The sequence below is a fragment of the Aquipuribacter aurantiacus genome (genome assembly GCF_051216895.1).
GTDB lineage: Bacteria > Actinomycetota > Actinomycetes > Actinomycetales > JBBAYJ01 > Aquipuribacter.
Genome location: NZ_JBPKAO010000011.1, coordinates 12,997 through 27,811, shown reverse-complemented (window position 1 = coordinate 27,811; position 14,815 = coordinate 12,997). Strand labels below are relative to the sequence as shown.

The following is a 14,815-nucleotide window of genomic DNA, read 5'->3' as shown; positions in this document are numbered from 1 at the left end:
TGCCTCACCCCCGCCGCGACCGGGCGGCGACGCTGCCGGGGTGCTGAGCCTCGCCGGAACCTCCGGCCCCGACCCGGTCGCGCGGCGGCGCGTCCGGCGGGCGGGCGCCCGGGCCCGGCCGTGGTTGCTCCCGGTCGCGGTCGTGGTGGCCGCTCTGGTCGTGCCGCTGCGGGTCACGGCCCCCGCCCCGGAGGCCGTCGTCACGCCGGTCCCCCGGGCTCCCTCCGGTCGAGTCCTGGTCGCGGTCACCCCCTCGGACCCGGCCGTCCTGGCCCTGGCGGTGCCCGGCACCGCCGTCGTCGTCTACGCCGCGGCACCTCCCGGGCTCGACCCCGACGCCCGTGGCCCCGCCCGGCTGGTCGCCGACGCGGCCCTGGTGGTCGACCCGGTGCCGGGCGGCCCCGACGCGATGGCGGTCGGCCCGCTGGCCCCGGCGGGGGTGCTGCCCGCTGCTCCTGCGGGCGGGGCCGTCACGCTCGCGGTGACCGACGCCGAGGCGGCGGCGCTGGCCGCGCATCCCGGCGGCGGTCTGACCCTGGCCGTGCGGGCCCCCACCGACCCAGGCGGCGTCGCCCCCGACGGCTGAGGCGGGGGACGTACGAGCGGTGGGACGAGCCGGGGGCCGAGGGCCCCTGTCTGGCTAGTCTCACGCTCGCGCGGGCCCGCGCCAGGTCGACAGCCGAGGAGAATCACCGTGCTCAAGGGTTTCAAGGACTTCGTCCTGCGGGGCAACATCATCGAGCTCGCCGTCGCGGTCGTCATCGGCACGGCCTTCGCCGCCCTGGTGGCCGGCTTCACCGAGAACATCATCAACCCGGTGCTCGCGGCCGCGGGCGGCGGCGGGGACGTCCCGGGCTGGGGCTTCTTCATCCTGTCCGGCGACCCGGCGACGTTCGTCAACGTCGGCAACGTCATCGCGGCGGCGATCCAGTTCCTCATCACCGCGGCGGTCGTCTACTTCGTGTTCGTGCTGCCCATGAACAAGCTGTCGCAGATGCGCAAGCGGGACGAGATCCCCGCCGAGGAGGCCCCGGCCCCCGACATCGAGCTGCTGACCGAGATCCGGGACCTGCTGCGGGGGCAGCAGCAGCCTCGCCCCTGAGCAGGCGGCCCGACCGCCCGCCTCACCAGTGGGGCGGGCGCTCCCGCAGGATCCGGTCGTCCTCGTCCTCGGCCGAGCTCTCGCCCCAGCCGTGGTCGGTGTCGTCCTGGGCGACCTGAGGCACGACGGGGTCCACCCGGTCCGCAGGTGCCGGCCGGGCCGGGACGACGGGTCCGGCGGCGGGCTCCGGCGTCACGGGCTCCGGCGTCACGGGCTCCGGAGCGGCGGGCTCCGACGTCACGGGCTCCGGCGTGGCGGGCTCGACCGGACCGTCGTCGGGCAGGCCCAGCAGGCGGGCGGCCACCCCGGCCACGTCGGCCGCGACCAGCTCGGCCGCGACCAGCCGGTGCTGCCAGCCGGCCTCGACGAGGGCCCAGCGTCGTCCGGCGACGACGGCCGGGTCCGGCTGGGCGACGTCGACGTCGACCACGAGGGCCTGGTGCCCGTGGCGGACGGCGAGGCCACCCCCAGGCCCCGGCGTCACCTCGGCCCCCAGCGACAGCAGGTCCCGGGCCAGGACGGACAGCACGGCCGACCGCTCGCCGGGCACGGGCTGGACGGGGGTCGCGCTCGCCCGACCCTCGGGCCGGCCACCACCCCGCCCCGGGCCCTCGGCCGCGGTCTCGACGGCGACCAGCACCTCCGCCAGCGCCTGGGCGCCCGGCGTGCGCAGGCGCGAGGGGTCGAGGTCCCGTGAGCGCAGTGCCGTCACCACGTGCAGCCGGTGCCGGGCCCGGCTGACGGCCGTCGTCAGCAGGCCGGCGCCGCCGGGCGCGTCCAGCGCCCCGAAGCGGTGGATGACGCGACCGTGCGGCGTGCGGGCGAACCCGGTGCTCAGCAGCACCTCGTCGCGCTCCAGGCCGCGGGCCTGGTCGACGGAGGCCACCACGACGGGTTCGGGCCGGGTCGGGCCGAACGCGTCGGCCAGGGCCGGGTAGGCCCGCACGGCCCGCCTGACGCCCGCCGCGACGGCCGCGGCGTGGGCGCGGGTGAGCCCGATGACGGCAACGGAGCGGGGCGGGTCCTGCGCGGCCAGGTCGACCACGAGCCGCAGCGTCTCCTGCACGACGTGCTCGACCTCGACCTCGGTGGAGTCCAGCTGCTCGGTCTCGCCCGAGGGCAGGCCCACCGCCGTGTCCAGGAACGTACGGGTGACGGTGGTGCTGCGCTCCGGTGAGCCGGCCGTGGCGACACGGCTGCTCCCGGTGGCGCTCGCCAGGGCCGCGAGGGTGGCGTCGTGGGTGCGGTGCGCCGTGCTGAGCCGGTCCACCGGCAGGCACCCGGCCAGCACGGTGGCGGCCGAGCCGGGCCGGGCCGGGCCGATGTCGCCCAGCGCCACGACCTGCGCGGTCCGGGCGAGCGCGCCGCACACCTCGACGAAGCCGGAGCGGCCGGCGTCGTCGAGGACCACGACGTCGACGTGCTCGTCGACGGGCAGGTCGGCGACGTCGGAGGGCACCAGGACCCGGACGGGGTCCGACAGCCGCGACCGGGGGTCGAGCCCGTCGCGCGCGGCCCGGACCCGCCCGGCGGCCGCCGCCACCCAGTCCTGCTGCGAGGCCGCGTACCGGTCCACCGCCTCGACGGTGGCGCCGCGCTCGCCCGTGGCGGGCGCGGTGGCCTCGGCGACCCCGAGCCACCAGGCCAGCCGCAGCTCCCGCGCCGCCATCGCGGGGCTCACCTCGCCCACCGGCAGGGCACGCAGGCGCTGGAGCAGCACCTCGCCGCCCCGCTCGCCGACCCGCTGCTCCAGCAGGGTCCGCCGCGGCAGGTCGTCCAGGGCGGCGGCGTCGTCCAGCAGCCGGACGGCGGTCTCGAGCACCTCGTCCAGCGTGGCCCGGCCCAGCCGCAGCCCGGGGTGGAGCAGGTCGAGGCGCTCGCAGGCCCGGACCAGGTCACCCAGGCGGTCCACCATGGCGCCGGTCGCGCTGGGCAGGTGCGCCCAGCCGGAGCCCTCGCTGATCTTCTGCCAGTCCAGGCGCTGGGCGGCCGCGGAGGACAGCAGCCGGTGCAGCTGCCGGTCGTCCACCTCCACGCCCGGTCGGACCAGGCGGCGGGCCCGGCGCTGCAACCGCCACCGCGTCGGCCCGGCCATGGCGTAGTCGGTGGTGCGCCGGAACTCCTCGTCCGCCGTCGCCGCGACCAGGTCGAGGATCGGGACGTCGAAGACCTCGGGCACGAGGCGGTCGAGGGTGGTCTGCAGCCCGAGGAACAGCCGGTGGCGGTCGGCCACGTCGTCGACCGACCTCGCCCGGACGGTCCCCGTGCCGTGGGCCAGGTCACCGACGGCGGAGCGGGCCTCGCGGACCAGCTCGTCGCGCAGCCGGCGTGCGATGCCCAGGGCCTCCTGGGCCCCCTGGCGGTCGGTGATCCGGGCGCCGGTCCAGGCGGTCGTGGTGTCGTCCAGGGCGCCCAGCCGGACGGCCTCGGCCAGGTCGTCGGCCAGGCCCTCCAGCTGCTCGCGGGACAGGGCGGTGCCCGGGTCCTGCTCCAGGACGACGTCGGTGACCCGAGGACCCTCGACCGCGGCGCTCGCCAGCACCTCGAGCACGTCGGCGCGGGTGACCTGCCACGGGCGACGGACCCGGTGCAGCTCGGCGACGGTGTCGCGGTAGCGCTCCCCCGCCTCCTGGTGGCGGCGGGCGTTGTCCTGCCCGGCCCCGCCGGTGGGGGTGCTCGCGGCCAGCACGGCCTCCGCCGCCTCGCGGGAGGTGACCGAGGACCCGCCGGTGCCGTCGGCGACCAGGTCGCCCAGGCCGAGCGCGACGAGCCGGTCGACGAGGACGTCGCCCTCGGCGCGGGTGGGCACGACCACCAGGCAGCGCCGGCCCGTGGCGGCGGCGACCGCGGCGACGGCCACGGCGCACGTCGTGGCCCCGGTGCCGGGCGGGGCGTCCACGCCGATGCTGTGCCCGGTGAGCACCGCGGCCAGGACACGGCGCTGGTCGGGGTCGAGGCGGGCGGGGACGAACCGGTCCAGCAGGTCGGCCACGGCTGCCTCCGGCGCCGAGACGTCCGGCAGGTCCTGGCCCACCGTGGCGAGCACGTCGGCGGGCTCGGCGTCCCAGTCCTCGCCGACCCAGGCGAGCGGGGAGTGGGCGGGGACGTGCTCGCGCAGCCGGTCCAGGTCCTGCACCACGTGGTCGCCGTCCAGGGACACCGGGGCCAGCAGCAGCCGACGCCGCAGCACGGCCCCGGGCACCGCGGGCAGGGCCGACTGGACCAGGTCGAGCAGGGGGTAGGGGTCGAACCCGCTGCCGGCGGTGCGCAGCCGCTCGCCCAGCACGGCGGGCAGGTCGACCGCCCCGGAGCTGCGGCGGGCCAGCTCCCGCGTCAGCGCCGGGTTGAGGGCGACGGGGCCCTCGACGAGGACGGCGGCGTCCCCGTCGCCGGCGCCGGCCACCCGGCAGGAGCGCAGCAGCACGGGCAGCTCGCTGCCGCCGGGCAGCACGACGACGCCGGCCACCAGGTGCCCGGCGGCCAGCCCCCGGTCGTCGAGGGCCCCGACGACCTCGCGGAAGCGGCGCAGCCGCAGCAGGGCCACGGCCCGCGCCTCGGGGTCACGGACCAGCCCGGACAGGTTCTGCCGGCCCGAGGCCAGCAGGTGGGCCTGCCCCGACGGGTGCGCCAGGGTGACGTCCAGGCAGGCGTCGGCCAGCGGCCGCAGGTCGCGGGCGCCGGACGGTTCGTCGAGCAGGGCAGCGCGAGCCCGGTCGAGCACGGCGGTGGCACGGCTGCGGGCGGTACGCGCCTGCTCGGAGGGCGCATCCGTCGACGACATACCCGCCACGGTACGAGATGTCCGCGGGTCCGGACGCCGACACTGGGCTCATGACGACGCCCGCGTCGCGACCGCTGCACCGGTGGCAGAGCGCGACGGCCCTCCCGCTCACGGTGCTGGCGGTGGTGTTCGCCCTGACCTACGTGTCCCAGCTGGTGACCGGGCGGGGCGAGGTGGGCGAGGTCGCCCGGCTGACCCGGTCCGCGGTGTGGGTCGCCTTCGCGGTCGACTACGTCGTGCGGGTGCGGCTGGCCGAGCACCCGGTCCGGTTCGTCCTCAGCAACCCCCTGGACCTCGTCGTGGTCGTCGTCCCGCTGCTGCGGCCACTGGCGGACGTGCTGGGCTCGCTCGTGCGGGGACGGCGCGGCCTGCAGGGGCGCGAGAACGTGGTGCGCCGGACCCTGGTCTACCTGCTGTCGGTCGCGACGACGCTGGTCCTGTTCGTCGCGGTCGCGGTGCTGCTGTCGGAGCGGGGCGCCCCCGGCGCGAACATCCTCACGTTCCCCGACGCGCTGTGGTGGGCGGCGGTGACGGTCACCACGGTCGGCTACGGGGACCTGTACCCGGTGACCGCGACGGGTCGGGCGGCCGCCGTGCTCGGGATGCTGCTCGGCATCGGGGTGCTGGGCACCGTGACCGCCACCATCTCCGCGCAGGTGGTGGCGGCGGTCCGCTCCGACGTCAGCCCCCGACGCCCCGGCGGGGCCGGCCCGGGGGGCGAGGGACCGCCCGAGGAGGAGTCCATCGCGCTGGTCGACCTGCCGCAGGTGCTGCAGGAGGTGCGGGAGCTGCGACGCGAGCTCGCGTCCCTCAGAGCGGACGTGCAGGTTCCGCCGGCTCCCTCGGGGCCTCCGGACCCGTCGACCCGGTCGGACCTGCCGGACCCGCCGGACCCGCCGGACCCGCCGGACCCGCCGGACCTGCCGGACCTGCCGGATCCGCCGGTGCGGTGACCGCTCCCCGTCGGGGCAGTCGGAGCAGCCCCTGCCCGACGGCGACGCCCACGATGACGACCGCCCCGCCCACGACCTGCTCCAGCTGCACCTGCTCAGCGAGCAGCAGCGCCCCGAGCGCCACCCCGATCACCGGCGACAGGTACGTGACGGTCGAGGCGAACGTCGCCCCCAGACCGGCCGTGACCGCGGTGTTGAGCACGAACGCCAGCCCGGTGCCGAGCACCCCCAGGGCCACCATGCCCACGACGACGCGGACGCTCAGGTCGACCGGGGTCCACGACAGGACGGGGGCCGCCAGGACGCTCCAGCCTAACCCGCACGTCACCTGCCCGAACGCGATCACCACCGGGCTCACGCCACGGGGGATGACGAAGCGGCGCACCCAGACCAGCCCGGCGCCGTAGCAGGCGGTGGCGCCCAGGCACGCGAGCTGGCCCAGCAGCGCGTCACGCCCGCCCAGGCCCGTGACCTGGGGCAGGGCCACGACCACGACCCCGGCGAAACCGATGAGCAGGCCGACGATCTTGCGGGTGGTGACACGTTCCACGCGCAGGAACAGCAGCACCATGACCAGCGTCCACAACGGGGTGGTGGCGTTGAGGATCGCGGCCAGCCCGCTCTCGATCCGCGTCTCCGCCCAGGCGAACAGGGTGAACGGCACGAAGCAGAACAGCACGCCCAGCACGGCGAAGTGACCCCAGGTGCCACGGTCACGGGGCAGCCGGGTCCGGGTCACCAGCAGCCAGCCGCCCAGGAAGAGCCCGCCGAAGAGCAGCCGGGCCAGGGCGACCTGGCCCGGGCTCAGCCCTTCCAGCCCCCACTTGATGAACAGGAAGCTGGCCCCCCAGCAGGTCGCGGCGACCAGCCACGCGACGACGAGCGCAGGACGCGATGCGGGCATGGCCCGACGGTAGGGCCGAGCGGGGACGGCGGTCGTCCCGATCCCCGCCGTCCCGACCAGTGCCCACGAGGTGGTCTGGTGCCGCGCTCAGCCGAGCCGGACCCCGAAGCCGTGGCGCGCCAGGTGCAGCAGCGGGTGCCGTGGCGCCAGCAGGTCCTGCACCCGCTCCGTCGACAGCACCTCCAGCCGGGCCACGGCACGCCGGAGCGGGTCCGGGCCCTCGCGGCGGGCCCGCAGCAGCACGGCGGTGTTGGCCCAGACCTGCCGGCGGCTGTCCCGCAGCAGCCGGGCCGACGCCGCCCGCGACAGCGGCATCAGGACCCGGTCGAGCACGCCGGGCGCGGCGGCCGCGGCCCGCACCAGGTGCCGGGACTCCGACGGCACCAGCGCCACGATGACGGCGTCGAGGGCGTGGTGGTCCCGCTCCCGAGACGCCATCAGGGCCTCCTCGCGGCTGTCGGCGTCGGTGACCACGTCCAGCAGCGACTGCGGCATGTCGTAGTTGATGTGGGCGTTCATCCCCAGCAGCACGTGCAGGTAGGGGTGCAGGTCGGCCGGCGCCGCGAACGCCGCCCGCCACGGCCCGGGCGCCGTCGCGGGGTCGCCACGGTGGGCGGCCAGGGCCTGCAGGTACAGCTCGGCGAAGGCGACGTCCCAGCGGCCGAGCCACTCGGGGTCCTCCACCTGCCCGGTGCGGGCGGCACCGCCGACGGCCTCGGTGACGCGGCGGTAGGTGGCCAGGAAGTGCCGGGCGGGGTCGTCGGCGAGGCTGGTCAGCTCGACGCCCATCCGGTCGACGACACCGGCGATGGGGTCGCTCACACGTCACGCTAACCCGACCTCCGGGCCCCGGCCCGGCGGGCCGCCGACGGCCTCGCCTGCCTACCCTGGGGCGTGACGACTGCCGAGGACCTCCTGGCCGGCGGGGGCGTCGTGGCCCTGACCGGCGCCGGGATGAGCACCGACTCGGGCATCCCCGACTACCGGGGCCCGGGCTCGCCCCGACGCACCCCCATGACGTACCAGGACTTCACCCGGTCCGAGCGGGGACGGCAGCGGTACTGGGCGCGCAGCCACGTCGGCTGGCAGCGGATGGCGGCCGCGCGACCCAACGACGGGCACCGGGCGCTGGCGGCGCTGGGCCGGGCCGGGCTGGTGGACGCGGTCATCACCCAGAACGTCGACGAGCTGCACCGCCTGGCCGGCTCCGGCCCGGTCGTCGACCTGCACGGACGGCTGTCGCAGGTGCTCTGCCTGGGGTGCGGGGACCTGAGCCCCCGCCGCCGGCTGCACGAGCGGCTGGCGCTGCTCAACCCCGGCTGGGCCGAGCGCGAGGACGTGCTGGAGTCCGACATCGCCCCCGACGGCGACGTCGCCGTCGACGACACGTCCGGGTTCGTGGTCGCCGGCTGCGAGCGCTGCGGCGGGGTGCTCAAGCCCGACGTGGTGTTCTTCGGCGAGAACGTGCCGGTCCCGCGGGTCGAGCAGTGCTACCGCCTGGTCGAGGGGGCCCGGGCGCTGCTGGTGGCCGGGACGTCGCTGACGGTGTTCTCGGGCCGACGGTTCGTGGCGCGGGCGGTGAAGCTGTCCATCCCCGTGGTGGTGGTCAACCGCGGCCCCACCCGGGCCGGTGACTTCGCCGACGTGCACGTCGAGGGCGGCTGCTCGCAGGTGCTGGTGGGCTGGGCGGCGAGCCTGACAGGATCGCGCGGATGAGCGACCCGGCGCCCTCGCCCCGACCGTCCTCCCCCTTGCCGTCGGCGCACGTGCCGCCGTCGCCGTGCACCCCCCGCACGGTCACCGGCGACGACGGCGCACAGGTCCGGTTCTGCGCCCACGGCGGTCACGTGCTGGGCTGGGTGCCGGCCGGTGGGGTCGAGCGGTTGTGGCTGAGCCGGGCCACCGGGTGCGGTCCCGGGACGGCCGTCAGGGGTGGGGTACCGGTGATCTGGCCCCAGTTCGCCGAGCGCGGCGGCGGGCCGCGTCACGGCATCGCCCGGGACCGGGCGTGGACCGTGCTGGGCGAGGGGGACCCCGGCGGCGGCCCGGGTGACGGCCGGGCACGGGTCCGGCTCGAGCTGCGCTCGGACGCGGCGACCCGGGTGCTGCTCCCCCACCCGTTCACCCTGACGCTGGACGTCGAGGCCTCCGGGGCCGAGCTGGTGATGACCCTGGTGGCCCGCAACGACGGGGTCGACCCGTTCGACTTCACCGCGGCGATGCACACCTACCTCGCGGTGTCCTCGACCGCGGTGGCCCGGGTGAGCGGCCTGGCGGGCCTGGTCGCGGTGCACAACGACGGCAGCGGCACGACAACCCTCCCGGCCGAGCCGCTGGCCGTGGGGGGCCCGGTCGACCTGGCCGTCACCGGGGTCGCGGGCGAGGTCACGGTCACCGACCCCGTCCTGGGCGACGTGGTGCTGGACGCCGACGGGTTCGACTCCCGCGTGGTCTGGAACCCGGGGCCCGACCAGGTGCTCGGCGACGTGCACGACGGCGGGGCGGCGCAGTTCGTGTGCCTGGAGCCCGCGCAGCTGGAGCCGGTGCGCCTCGCGCCCGGGGCGTCGTGGTCGGGCACCCAGTGGCTCCGGGCGTCCTCGCCGGTCTGAGCGGAGGGCCGGGGAGCCCGGTCGGCACGCAGGTCGGCGCGGTTGTGTTCGTCCTGGTCCGGATCGGGCACCTCACAGGCATGACCACGCCCGCCCCGCCCCCGCCCGCCACCGCGCCGACGACCGAGCCGGACGTCCTCGGGTCGCGGGACCACGAGACCGTCGTGGTGCGGGACCCGTCGACCGCGGAGGCGGTGGCGAAGCACCTCGACAAGCCGATGAGCGCCCTGGGCATCGTGTTCCTGCTGGTCGTCCTGGCGCAGGTGCTGGCGGAGGACCCGGCGTTCGTCGCCGTGCTGACCGTGGTCGGCTGGGTGCTGTGGGCGGTGTTCGTCGCCGAGTTCGGCCTGCGCGCCTGGATCGCCAAGGACCAGGGGGTGTTCTGGCGCCGCAACTGGTGGCAGCTGGTGTTCCTGGCGGTGCCGTTCCTGCGCTTCGCCCGCGCGCTGACCCTGCTGCGGGTGACGCGGGTCGCCCGGGCCGGCAGCGTGCTGTCGGCCGCGGTGCGGGGGTCACGCTCGGGGGGGCGGCTGCTGTCGGGGCGGGTGACCTGGCTGGGTCTGGTGACCGGTGTGGTGATCCTGGCCGCGAGCCAGCTGCTGTACGTGCTGGGCTCCTACGACGAGTACGCCGTCGCGCTGCACGAGGCCGCCATGACCACGGTCACCGGTACCGCCCTGTCGGCCGACGGGGTGTTCGCGCGGCTGCTGGAGGTGACGCTGGCGATCTACTCGGTGGTGGTGTTCGCGACGCTGGCCGGGGCGCTGGGGGCGTACTTCCTGCAGCGCGGCGACCAGGAGAGCGCGGCCTGATGCCGCCGATCCGCCCTCGCGGTCAGCCGGCGACGGGCCGGACAGCGGGTGCAGCGGTGGTGCGGGCGCGCCAGGCGGCGAGCACGGCCACCCCGAGCCACATCCCGGCGTGGGCCTGAGCCCCCTCGGGCAACGGCGCGGGCCGGGAGTCGGCGCGGGCCACGGCCCGGTCGACCGTGTCGACCAGGTAGGTCTCCACCAGCATCCGCAGGCAGTCCACGGCGTCGGACTCGTACCCGTGCACCGCGCAGGGCAGCTCGTCGACCGACGAGGCGAACCACGACCCCGGGTGCGGGCAGCCGTCCAGGGCCCTGAGCGGCAGGCGGTCGAACAGCGGGGCGACCAGGGCCCGCGCGACCTCCTCGAGGTCCACCTCGGGGTCGACCGCCCGCGCCCGACGCTGCTGCTCGACCCAGGCGGCCAGCGACTCGTCGAGCCGGCGCTCGATCACGGCCGTGACCTCGCGGCTCGCCTGCTCGTCGGCGAGGTCGGCGATGGCCCGGATGCTCCGCCGCGGGTTGACCCCGGCGGACAGCTCGGTCACCGCGACGTCGACGAGCAGGCCGACGGCCTGCTGCCGCCAACGGGGCGGGGTGTGCTGGGTCGGCAGCGACCGGAGGGCGGTCCGGTCGTCGGTGGAGGTGGGGTACGGCGTCATGACTGCTCCGATCGGGGGGTCCGTTGCCATCGGGTGTCGGCACGTCGGCCCCGTGGCTGTAGCCCTGAGGACGGGGCGCGCGGTCGGCGGGGTGGTCGCCGGCCGGCACCCCAGCCCCGTTCGGGTAGATTCCTCAGGGGCGCGCCGACCGGGGCACGGCAGGTCTCCTCGCCCACGGCCCCGTAGCTCAGGGGATAGAGCATCGGTTTCCTAAACCGTGTGTCGCGAGTTCGAATCTCGCCGGGGCCACCGAAGGAACGTCCAGGTCACGCGCGGTTTGTCCGCGTCCGGACTGAGCGTCCTGGCCGGCTGGTGAGTCCGCGGTCCGCACCTGGTCCGCAAACGCCGTCGTCGCGGCCCGGTCGAGCCTCTCGGCGACCTCGTCGAGATCGTCCCCGAACAACCCTGCGTAGACGTCGAGCGTCATGGCGGCGGAGGCGTGGCCGAGCGTCTTCTGAACGGCCTTGACGTTGGCACCGGCGGCGACGGCCAGGGACGCGGCCGTGTGCCGGAGCTCGTGAGGGGTCAGACCCGGGAGACCGACTGAGGCCGCAGCGGCGTCGAAGACCTGGCCCCGGAAGTTACGGTTCCGCAGCACCGCTCCCTGCCGGCTCGTGAACGCGAGCTCGTCGGGCGACCGACCCGATAGGTGCCGACGAAGCCGGTCCACGAGGAAGGCCGGCACGGGCACGGATCGGCGCTGGTGACTCTTGGGCGTACCGAACACCACCCGACCACACACCTCGACCATGGATCGCTGGACGTGGATCCGATGGTGCTCGAGGTCGACGTCTCCGACGCGCAGGCCGGCGAGCTCGCCCCAGCGGAGCCCGGTGTAGGCGAGCACCCAGACGACGACTTCGAAGGGTTTCTGCAACGGCATTAGCCAGAGCCGCGACCTGCTGGTGGGTGAGGAAGCGCTTGTCCGCGGAGCCAATGCGGGGCAGGCGCACCCCCACGGCGACGTTCCGGGGCAGTCGACCGTCCCTGACGGCACTACCCAGAACCATGTGAAGCACCCGGTAGCCATGGCGCACTGAGGACGCGGACAGTCCGCCGCGATGCAGGTTCGCGACCCAGGCAGCCACGCCCGAGTGCGTCACCGAGGCCAGAGGCACGGACTCCCACGTCGGCAGCACCTGGTTGGCGAAGGCGCCGCGGTAGCGCTCCAGGGGCGTCGGCTTGAGCTGGGACTGCCCGGCGAGCCACTGCTTGCCCCACTCCCCCACGGTGACTTTGCCCAGCGACGGGTCGAGCCACTCCCCTCGTCCGACGGCAACCTCCACGGTGGCGAGCCAGCGCTGGGCGTCGAGCTTGCGGTCGAAGTGCTTGGCGTGTTCCTTGCCGGAGGGGTCGCGGTAGCGAGCACGCCAGCGACCATCGGGGCGCTTGGCGACGTTGCCCACGTCAGCCTCCTTACTGGGCGAGCCAGGCCTCGACCTCGAGCCGGCGGTAACGCAGGTGCTTGCCGAGCCGGTACGCGGGAGGGCCGGTGCCGAGACGTCGCCACTGGTAGAGCGTGGCCACGGGGACGCCGAGGAAGGTGGCGCCGTCGCCGATGCGCCACAGCGGCTCGGCCCCGATGGACCGGGATGAACTGTGAATGATGGCCTCACGCACGGTGGTTCTCCTCTCGGTGGAGCGCGAGCTCGGCGACATCCGGCGTCTGCTCGGGGGTCGGCGGTTGCTCGAGTGCGTCGCGGTGCAGCCAGCCCCGCACCTCATCGGGGTCAAACCGCAGGACCTTGCCGACGCGGTAGGTGGGTGGGCCTTCGCCGCGGCGGCGCATGGCGTGGATGGTCTGGACCGCGATGCCGAGGTAGTCGGCCAGGTCCTGAGTGGACCAGAGCCGCGGCGCCGGCTGGTGGTCAGGCGACATCGCGGTCCTCCTTGGTGAGCTGGGCTCGGGCCATGGCTTCGTCGTACTGGCGTCGCCACAGGTCGCGGTTGGCGACGGCGTGGAGCAGGCGGGTGGCCAGCGGCGGGACGGGGTCGGTCCGCTTGGCGAGCTGCCAGACCAGTCGGCGGGGCTGACCGTCGTGGTATAGCCGGTCGGGAGGCCTGACGGACCAGCCGGGCGGACGGTCCGGTCGGGCAGTCCCGGGAACGGTATCCCCGGTCTGCGGCTGTTTGTCGGGCTCTTCCACCAGCCTTCGTCGGCTGGCGGCCACCTGGTCCTCGGCCTCGCGGTCGGCGGCGTCGAGGAGAACGGCGCGGACGAAGGCAGCGCGGTCGGAGCGGTGGTCGGTGAGGGTCTTTCCGCTCCACCGGCGGGAGACGAGGACGCGGCGGCCGGCGTGGCCGAGGTGGGTGCGGCTGTGGGCCTTGGAGCGGCAGGCGCCTGCGCGCATCCGAGGTCGGGCGCTGCGAGGCTGGACGCCGTAGCGGAGCCAGTTCGCACAGGTCGGTGAGCACGGCTCGTACCGAAGGGCCTCGACCAGGCGGTCAACGTGGGCAGCGCGGCGAGCAGCGGCCGGCGACGCGGCCTCACCGCTGTCGGCGGGGTCGCTGGTGGGGTGGTCCATGGCGGCGTCGATGCTCTTGGTGAGGTGCTTGCAGAGGTAGCCGATGCGGCGGTCGGCCTCGGGGGTGCCGGTGAGGATGCCGCGCATGTCGGCGACGCTGCCGAAGCGGGTGACGTATAGGGGTTCGGTGACGGCGTCGACGGCCTCGCCCCAGGTGGGCAGCTGCTCGCCGGTGTCGGCGTCGACGTAGTGGCCGTCGCGGTGGCTGGGGTCGCCGTCGGTGGCGTCGGGGTCGTCGGGGACCCAGACGGGTGGGTGTTGGTCGTCGTGGGTGATGGTGTCGGTGGGTGGCCACCAGACCTGGTGGTAGGTGGCGTCGATGACCTGGCGGAGCAGGGCGCGGGGCAGGGTGCCGCGGATGGCGAAATGGGCGTGGAGGGCGCCGCGGCGCTGGGGCTCGATGGCGGCGAAGTACTGGATGTCGTAGCCGGCGACGCGGCGGAGGTTCTGCACGAGCCGGTCGAGCAGCCGGGAAAACGCGAGGTTGTCCCGGGCCTGCGCGGCGTAGTCGTACGTGCCGGGCCTGCGCGGGGTGCCGTCGGCGTGGACGGGGCCGTAGGACGGCAGGGTGACGGTGACGAACATGCTTGGCCGGTAGACGCGGTCGCCCTGGGCGATGAACGTGCGCCCGAGGGTGGAACCGTTCGAGGCCTTGCGCGGCAGGTCCGGGGCTTCGTCACGACGTCGGGTCGATCGGGCCCGGCGGCGAGCGGCGGCGGGTTCGAGGTGGCCGCGTACTCCCCCGGCGGCGAGATCGGCGTCGACGGCGTCCAGGGCGGCCATGGCGGCGTCGGCCTCGAGGTCGTCGCCGGTGGCGGAGCTGCGGTCGCGTTCGGCGGTGACGTCGGCGCGGACGAGGACGAGGTCGCACTCGACGGGTTCGGGGTCGCGTTCGTCCCAGGGTTCGGTGTCGCGGTGCCAGCCTTCGCGGCACTGGGTGATGCGCAGCGCCTTTGCCTTGGCGGCGCAGGCCCGGCAGACGGCTTCGCGGGTGGAGCCGCACGGGACGTCGACGTAGTCGGTGCGGCCGGTGGTCTCGTCGAGGACCTTGAGGGTGACGGGTCGGATGCAGACGCCGTTGCTGGCGGCGCCGTCGCGGAGCAGCTCGGCGGCGGCAGGCTGGCTCATCCGGTCGGCACGGGTGCCGGAGCCGGGGGTGACGACGGGCACCCGGTCGGTCGACGCGGTGCTCATCGCAGGACCTTCCGTCGGCGACCGTGCCCTCCGTCACGTCGGCGGGCTCGACGGCCGTCTGCGCCTCTGCGGCTGGGACCCCAGCCGTGAAGGCGGCGGCTGCCCTGTCGGCGGAGGCGGTGATGCGGTCGCGGATGGTGTCGTCGTCGAGGTAAGCGGCGCGGACGCGGACCGGGTCGGGGTGGCCGTCGATGCGGACGTAGGCGACGCCGGCCTGGGTGAGGCTGATCTCGTCGCAGCGGGCTCCGCGTTGGCGGGCGCCGTCGCCGAGGACCAT

General features: G+C 75.6%; 12 protein-coding genes, 1 tRNA gene and 3 pseudogenes. 7 read left to right on the top strand and 9 right to left on the bottom strand.

The genetic code is table 11. The annotated features are described in order from the left end of the window. The first annotated feature begins 40 nt into the window (after positions 1–40). Both ACR80Q_RS14280 and mscL read left to right on the top strand, forming a co-directional pair. On the top strand, positions 41–586 hold the full coding sequence (locus ACR80Q_RS14280) for a hypothetical protein (protein ID WP_435378306.1): 546 nt from the start codon (positions 41–43) through the stop codon (positions 584–586). Positions 587–694: 108 nt separating this feature from the next. After that, positions 695–1,102, top strand: coding sequence for a large conductance mechanosensitive channel protein MscL (gene mscL / locus ACR80Q_RS14275; RefSeq protein WP_435378304.1), 408 nt, complete (start codon positions 695–697; stop codon positions 1,100–1,102). A gap of 22 nt (positions 1,103–1,124) precedes the next feature. On the opposite strand, the gene ACR80Q_RS14270 is transcribed toward mscL, so the two are convergent. Next, entirely contained in the window at positions 1,125–4,883 is a 3,759-nt protein-coding gene (locus ACR80Q_RS14270) for a hypothetical protein (protein ID WP_435378303.1), read from the bottom strand. Positions 4,884–4,900: 17 nt separating this feature from the next. Here ACR80Q_RS14270 and ACR80Q_RS14265 point away from each other — a divergent pair. Then, positions 4,901–5,527, top strand: a pseudogene (locus ACR80Q_RS14265) (potassium channel family protein); the annotation flags it as partial. Positions 5,528–5,693: 166 nt separating this feature from the next. Here the strand turns inward: ACR80Q_RS14265 and ACR80Q_RS14260 are convergent. Next, complete coding sequence (locus tag ACR80Q_RS14260; RefSeq protein WP_435378302.1) at positions 5,694–6,740, bottom strand: DMT family transporter; 1,047 nt, start codon at positions 6,738–6,740, stop codon at positions 5,694–5,696. An 87-nt stretch (positions 6,741–6,827) separates the two neighbouring features. Then, entirely contained in the window at positions 6,828–7,562 is a 735-nt protein-coding gene (locus ACR80Q_RS14255; protein WP_435378301.1) for a DUF5995 family protein, read from the bottom strand. 72 nt (positions 7,563–7,634) lie between these two features. Here ACR80Q_RS14255 and ACR80Q_RS14250 point away from each other — a divergent pair, with 72 nt between their 5' ends. The 3 genes from ACR80Q_RS14250 to ACR80Q_RS14240 all read left to right on the top strand — a co-directional run bounded on the left by ACR80Q_RS14250 (position 7,635) and on the right by ACR80Q_RS14240 (position 10,161). After that, on the top strand, positions 7,635–8,456 hold the full coding sequence (locus ACR80Q_RS14250; RefSeq protein WP_435378300.1) for a Sir2 family NAD-dependent protein deacetylase: 822 nt from the start codon (positions 7,635–7,637) through the stop codon (positions 8,454–8,456). After that, the gene (locus tag ACR80Q_RS14245; RefSeq protein ID WP_435378299.1) at positions 8,453–9,349 is read left to right on the top strand and encodes a D-hexose-6-phosphate mutarotase; all 897 of its coding nucleotides are present in this window, start codon (positions 8,453–8,455) and stop codon (positions 9,347–9,349) included. The genes ACR80Q_RS14250 and ACR80Q_RS14245 overlap by 4 nt, the downstream gene beginning before the upstream one ends. 80 nt (positions 9,350–9,429) lie before the next feature. After that, complete coding sequence (locus tag ACR80Q_RS14240) at positions 9,430–10,161, top strand: hypothetical protein (protein ID WP_435378298.1); 732 nt, start codon at positions 9,430–9,432, stop codon at positions 10,159–10,161. 22 nt (positions 10,162–10,183) lie between these two features. Here ACR80Q_RS14240 and ACR80Q_RS14235 read toward each other — a convergent pair whose 3' ends face one another. Next, positions 10,184–10,819 carry a hypothetical protein gene (locus ACR80Q_RS14235; protein ID WP_435378297.1) on the bottom strand — a complete coding sequence of 212 codons (636 nt, stop codon included), beginning with the start codon at positions 10,817–10,819 and terminating at the stop codon, positions 10,184–10,186. Between the two features lie 176 nt (positions 10,820–10,995). Between ACR80Q_RS14235 and ACR80Q_RS14230 the strand changes: the two genes are divergently transcribed. Continuing rightward, a tRNA-Arg gene (locus ACR80Q_RS14230) sits at positions 10,996–11,068 on the top strand. A 169-nt stretch (positions 11,069–11,237) separates the two neighbouring features. Here ACR80Q_RS14230 and ACR80Q_RS14225 read toward each other — a convergent pair. The 5 genes and pseudogenes from ACR80Q_RS14225 to ACR80Q_RS14210 form a co-directional block, all read right to left on the bottom strand. Next, positions 11,238–11,702 (bottom strand): annotated as a pseudogene (locus ACR80Q_RS14225) (site-specific integrase); the annotation flags it as partial. A gap of 406 nt (positions 11,703–12,108) precedes the next feature. Then, a pseudogene (locus ACR80Q_RS18370) lies at positions 12,109–12,225 on the bottom strand (tyrosine-type recombinase/integrase); the annotation flags it as partial. A 10-nt stretch (positions 12,226–12,235) separates the two neighbouring features. Then, positions 12,236–12,439, bottom strand: a complete 204-nt coding sequence (locus tag ACR80Q_RS14220; RefSeq protein ID WP_435378296.1) for a helix-turn-helix transcriptional regulator — start codon at positions 12,437–12,439, stop codon at positions 12,236–12,238. Further along, the gene (locus ACR80Q_RS14215; RefSeq protein ID WP_435378295.1) at positions 12,432–12,698 is read right to left on the bottom strand and encodes a helix-turn-helix transcriptional regulator; all 267 of its coding nucleotides are present in this window, start codon (positions 12,696–12,698) and stop codon (positions 12,432–12,434) included. The genes ACR80Q_RS14220 and ACR80Q_RS14215 overlap by 8 nt, the downstream gene beginning before the upstream one ends. Next, on the bottom strand, positions 12,688–14,538 hold the full coding sequence (locus ACR80Q_RS14210; protein ID WP_435378293.1) for a replication initiator: 1,851 nt from the start codon (positions 14,536–14,538) through the stop codon (positions 12,688–12,690). Before ACR80Q_RS14210 ends, ACR80Q_RS14215 begins: the two co-directional genes overlap by 11 nt. Between the last annotated feature and the right edge of the window lie 277 nt (positions 14,539–14,815).

Excerpts from the sequence above, each read along its gene's own strand:
- ACR80Q_RS14270 (WP_435378303.1), bottom strand. The coding sequence starts at position 4,883 with ATGTCGTCGACGGATGCGCCCTCCGAGCAGGCGCGTACCGCCCGCAGC.
- ACR80Q_RS14260 (WP_435378302.1), bottom strand. The coding sequence starts at position 6,740 with ATGCCCGCATCGCGTCCTGCGCTCGTCGTCGCGTGGCTGGTCGCCGCG.
- ACR80Q_RS14245 (WP_435378299.1), top strand. The coding sequence starts at position 8,453 with ATGAGCGACCCGGCGCCCTCGCCCCGACCGTCCTCCCCCTTGCCGTCG.
- ACR80Q_RS14240 (WP_435378298.1), top strand. The coding sequence starts at position 9,430 with ATGACCACGCCCGCCCCGCCCCCGCCCGCCACCGCGCCGACGACCGAG.
- ACR80Q_RS14235 (WP_435378297.1), bottom strand. The coding sequence starts at position 10,819 with ATGACGCCGTACCCCACCTCCACCGACGACCGGACCGCCCTCCGGTCG.
- ACR80Q_RS14215 (WP_435378295.1), bottom strand. The coding sequence starts at position 12,698 with ATGTCGCCTGACCACCAGCCGGCGCCGCGGCTCTGGTCCACTCAGGAC.
- ACR80Q_RS14210 (WP_435378293.1), bottom strand. The coding sequence starts at position 14,538 with ATGAGCACCGCGTCGACCGACCGGGTGCCCGTCGTCACCCCCGGCTCC.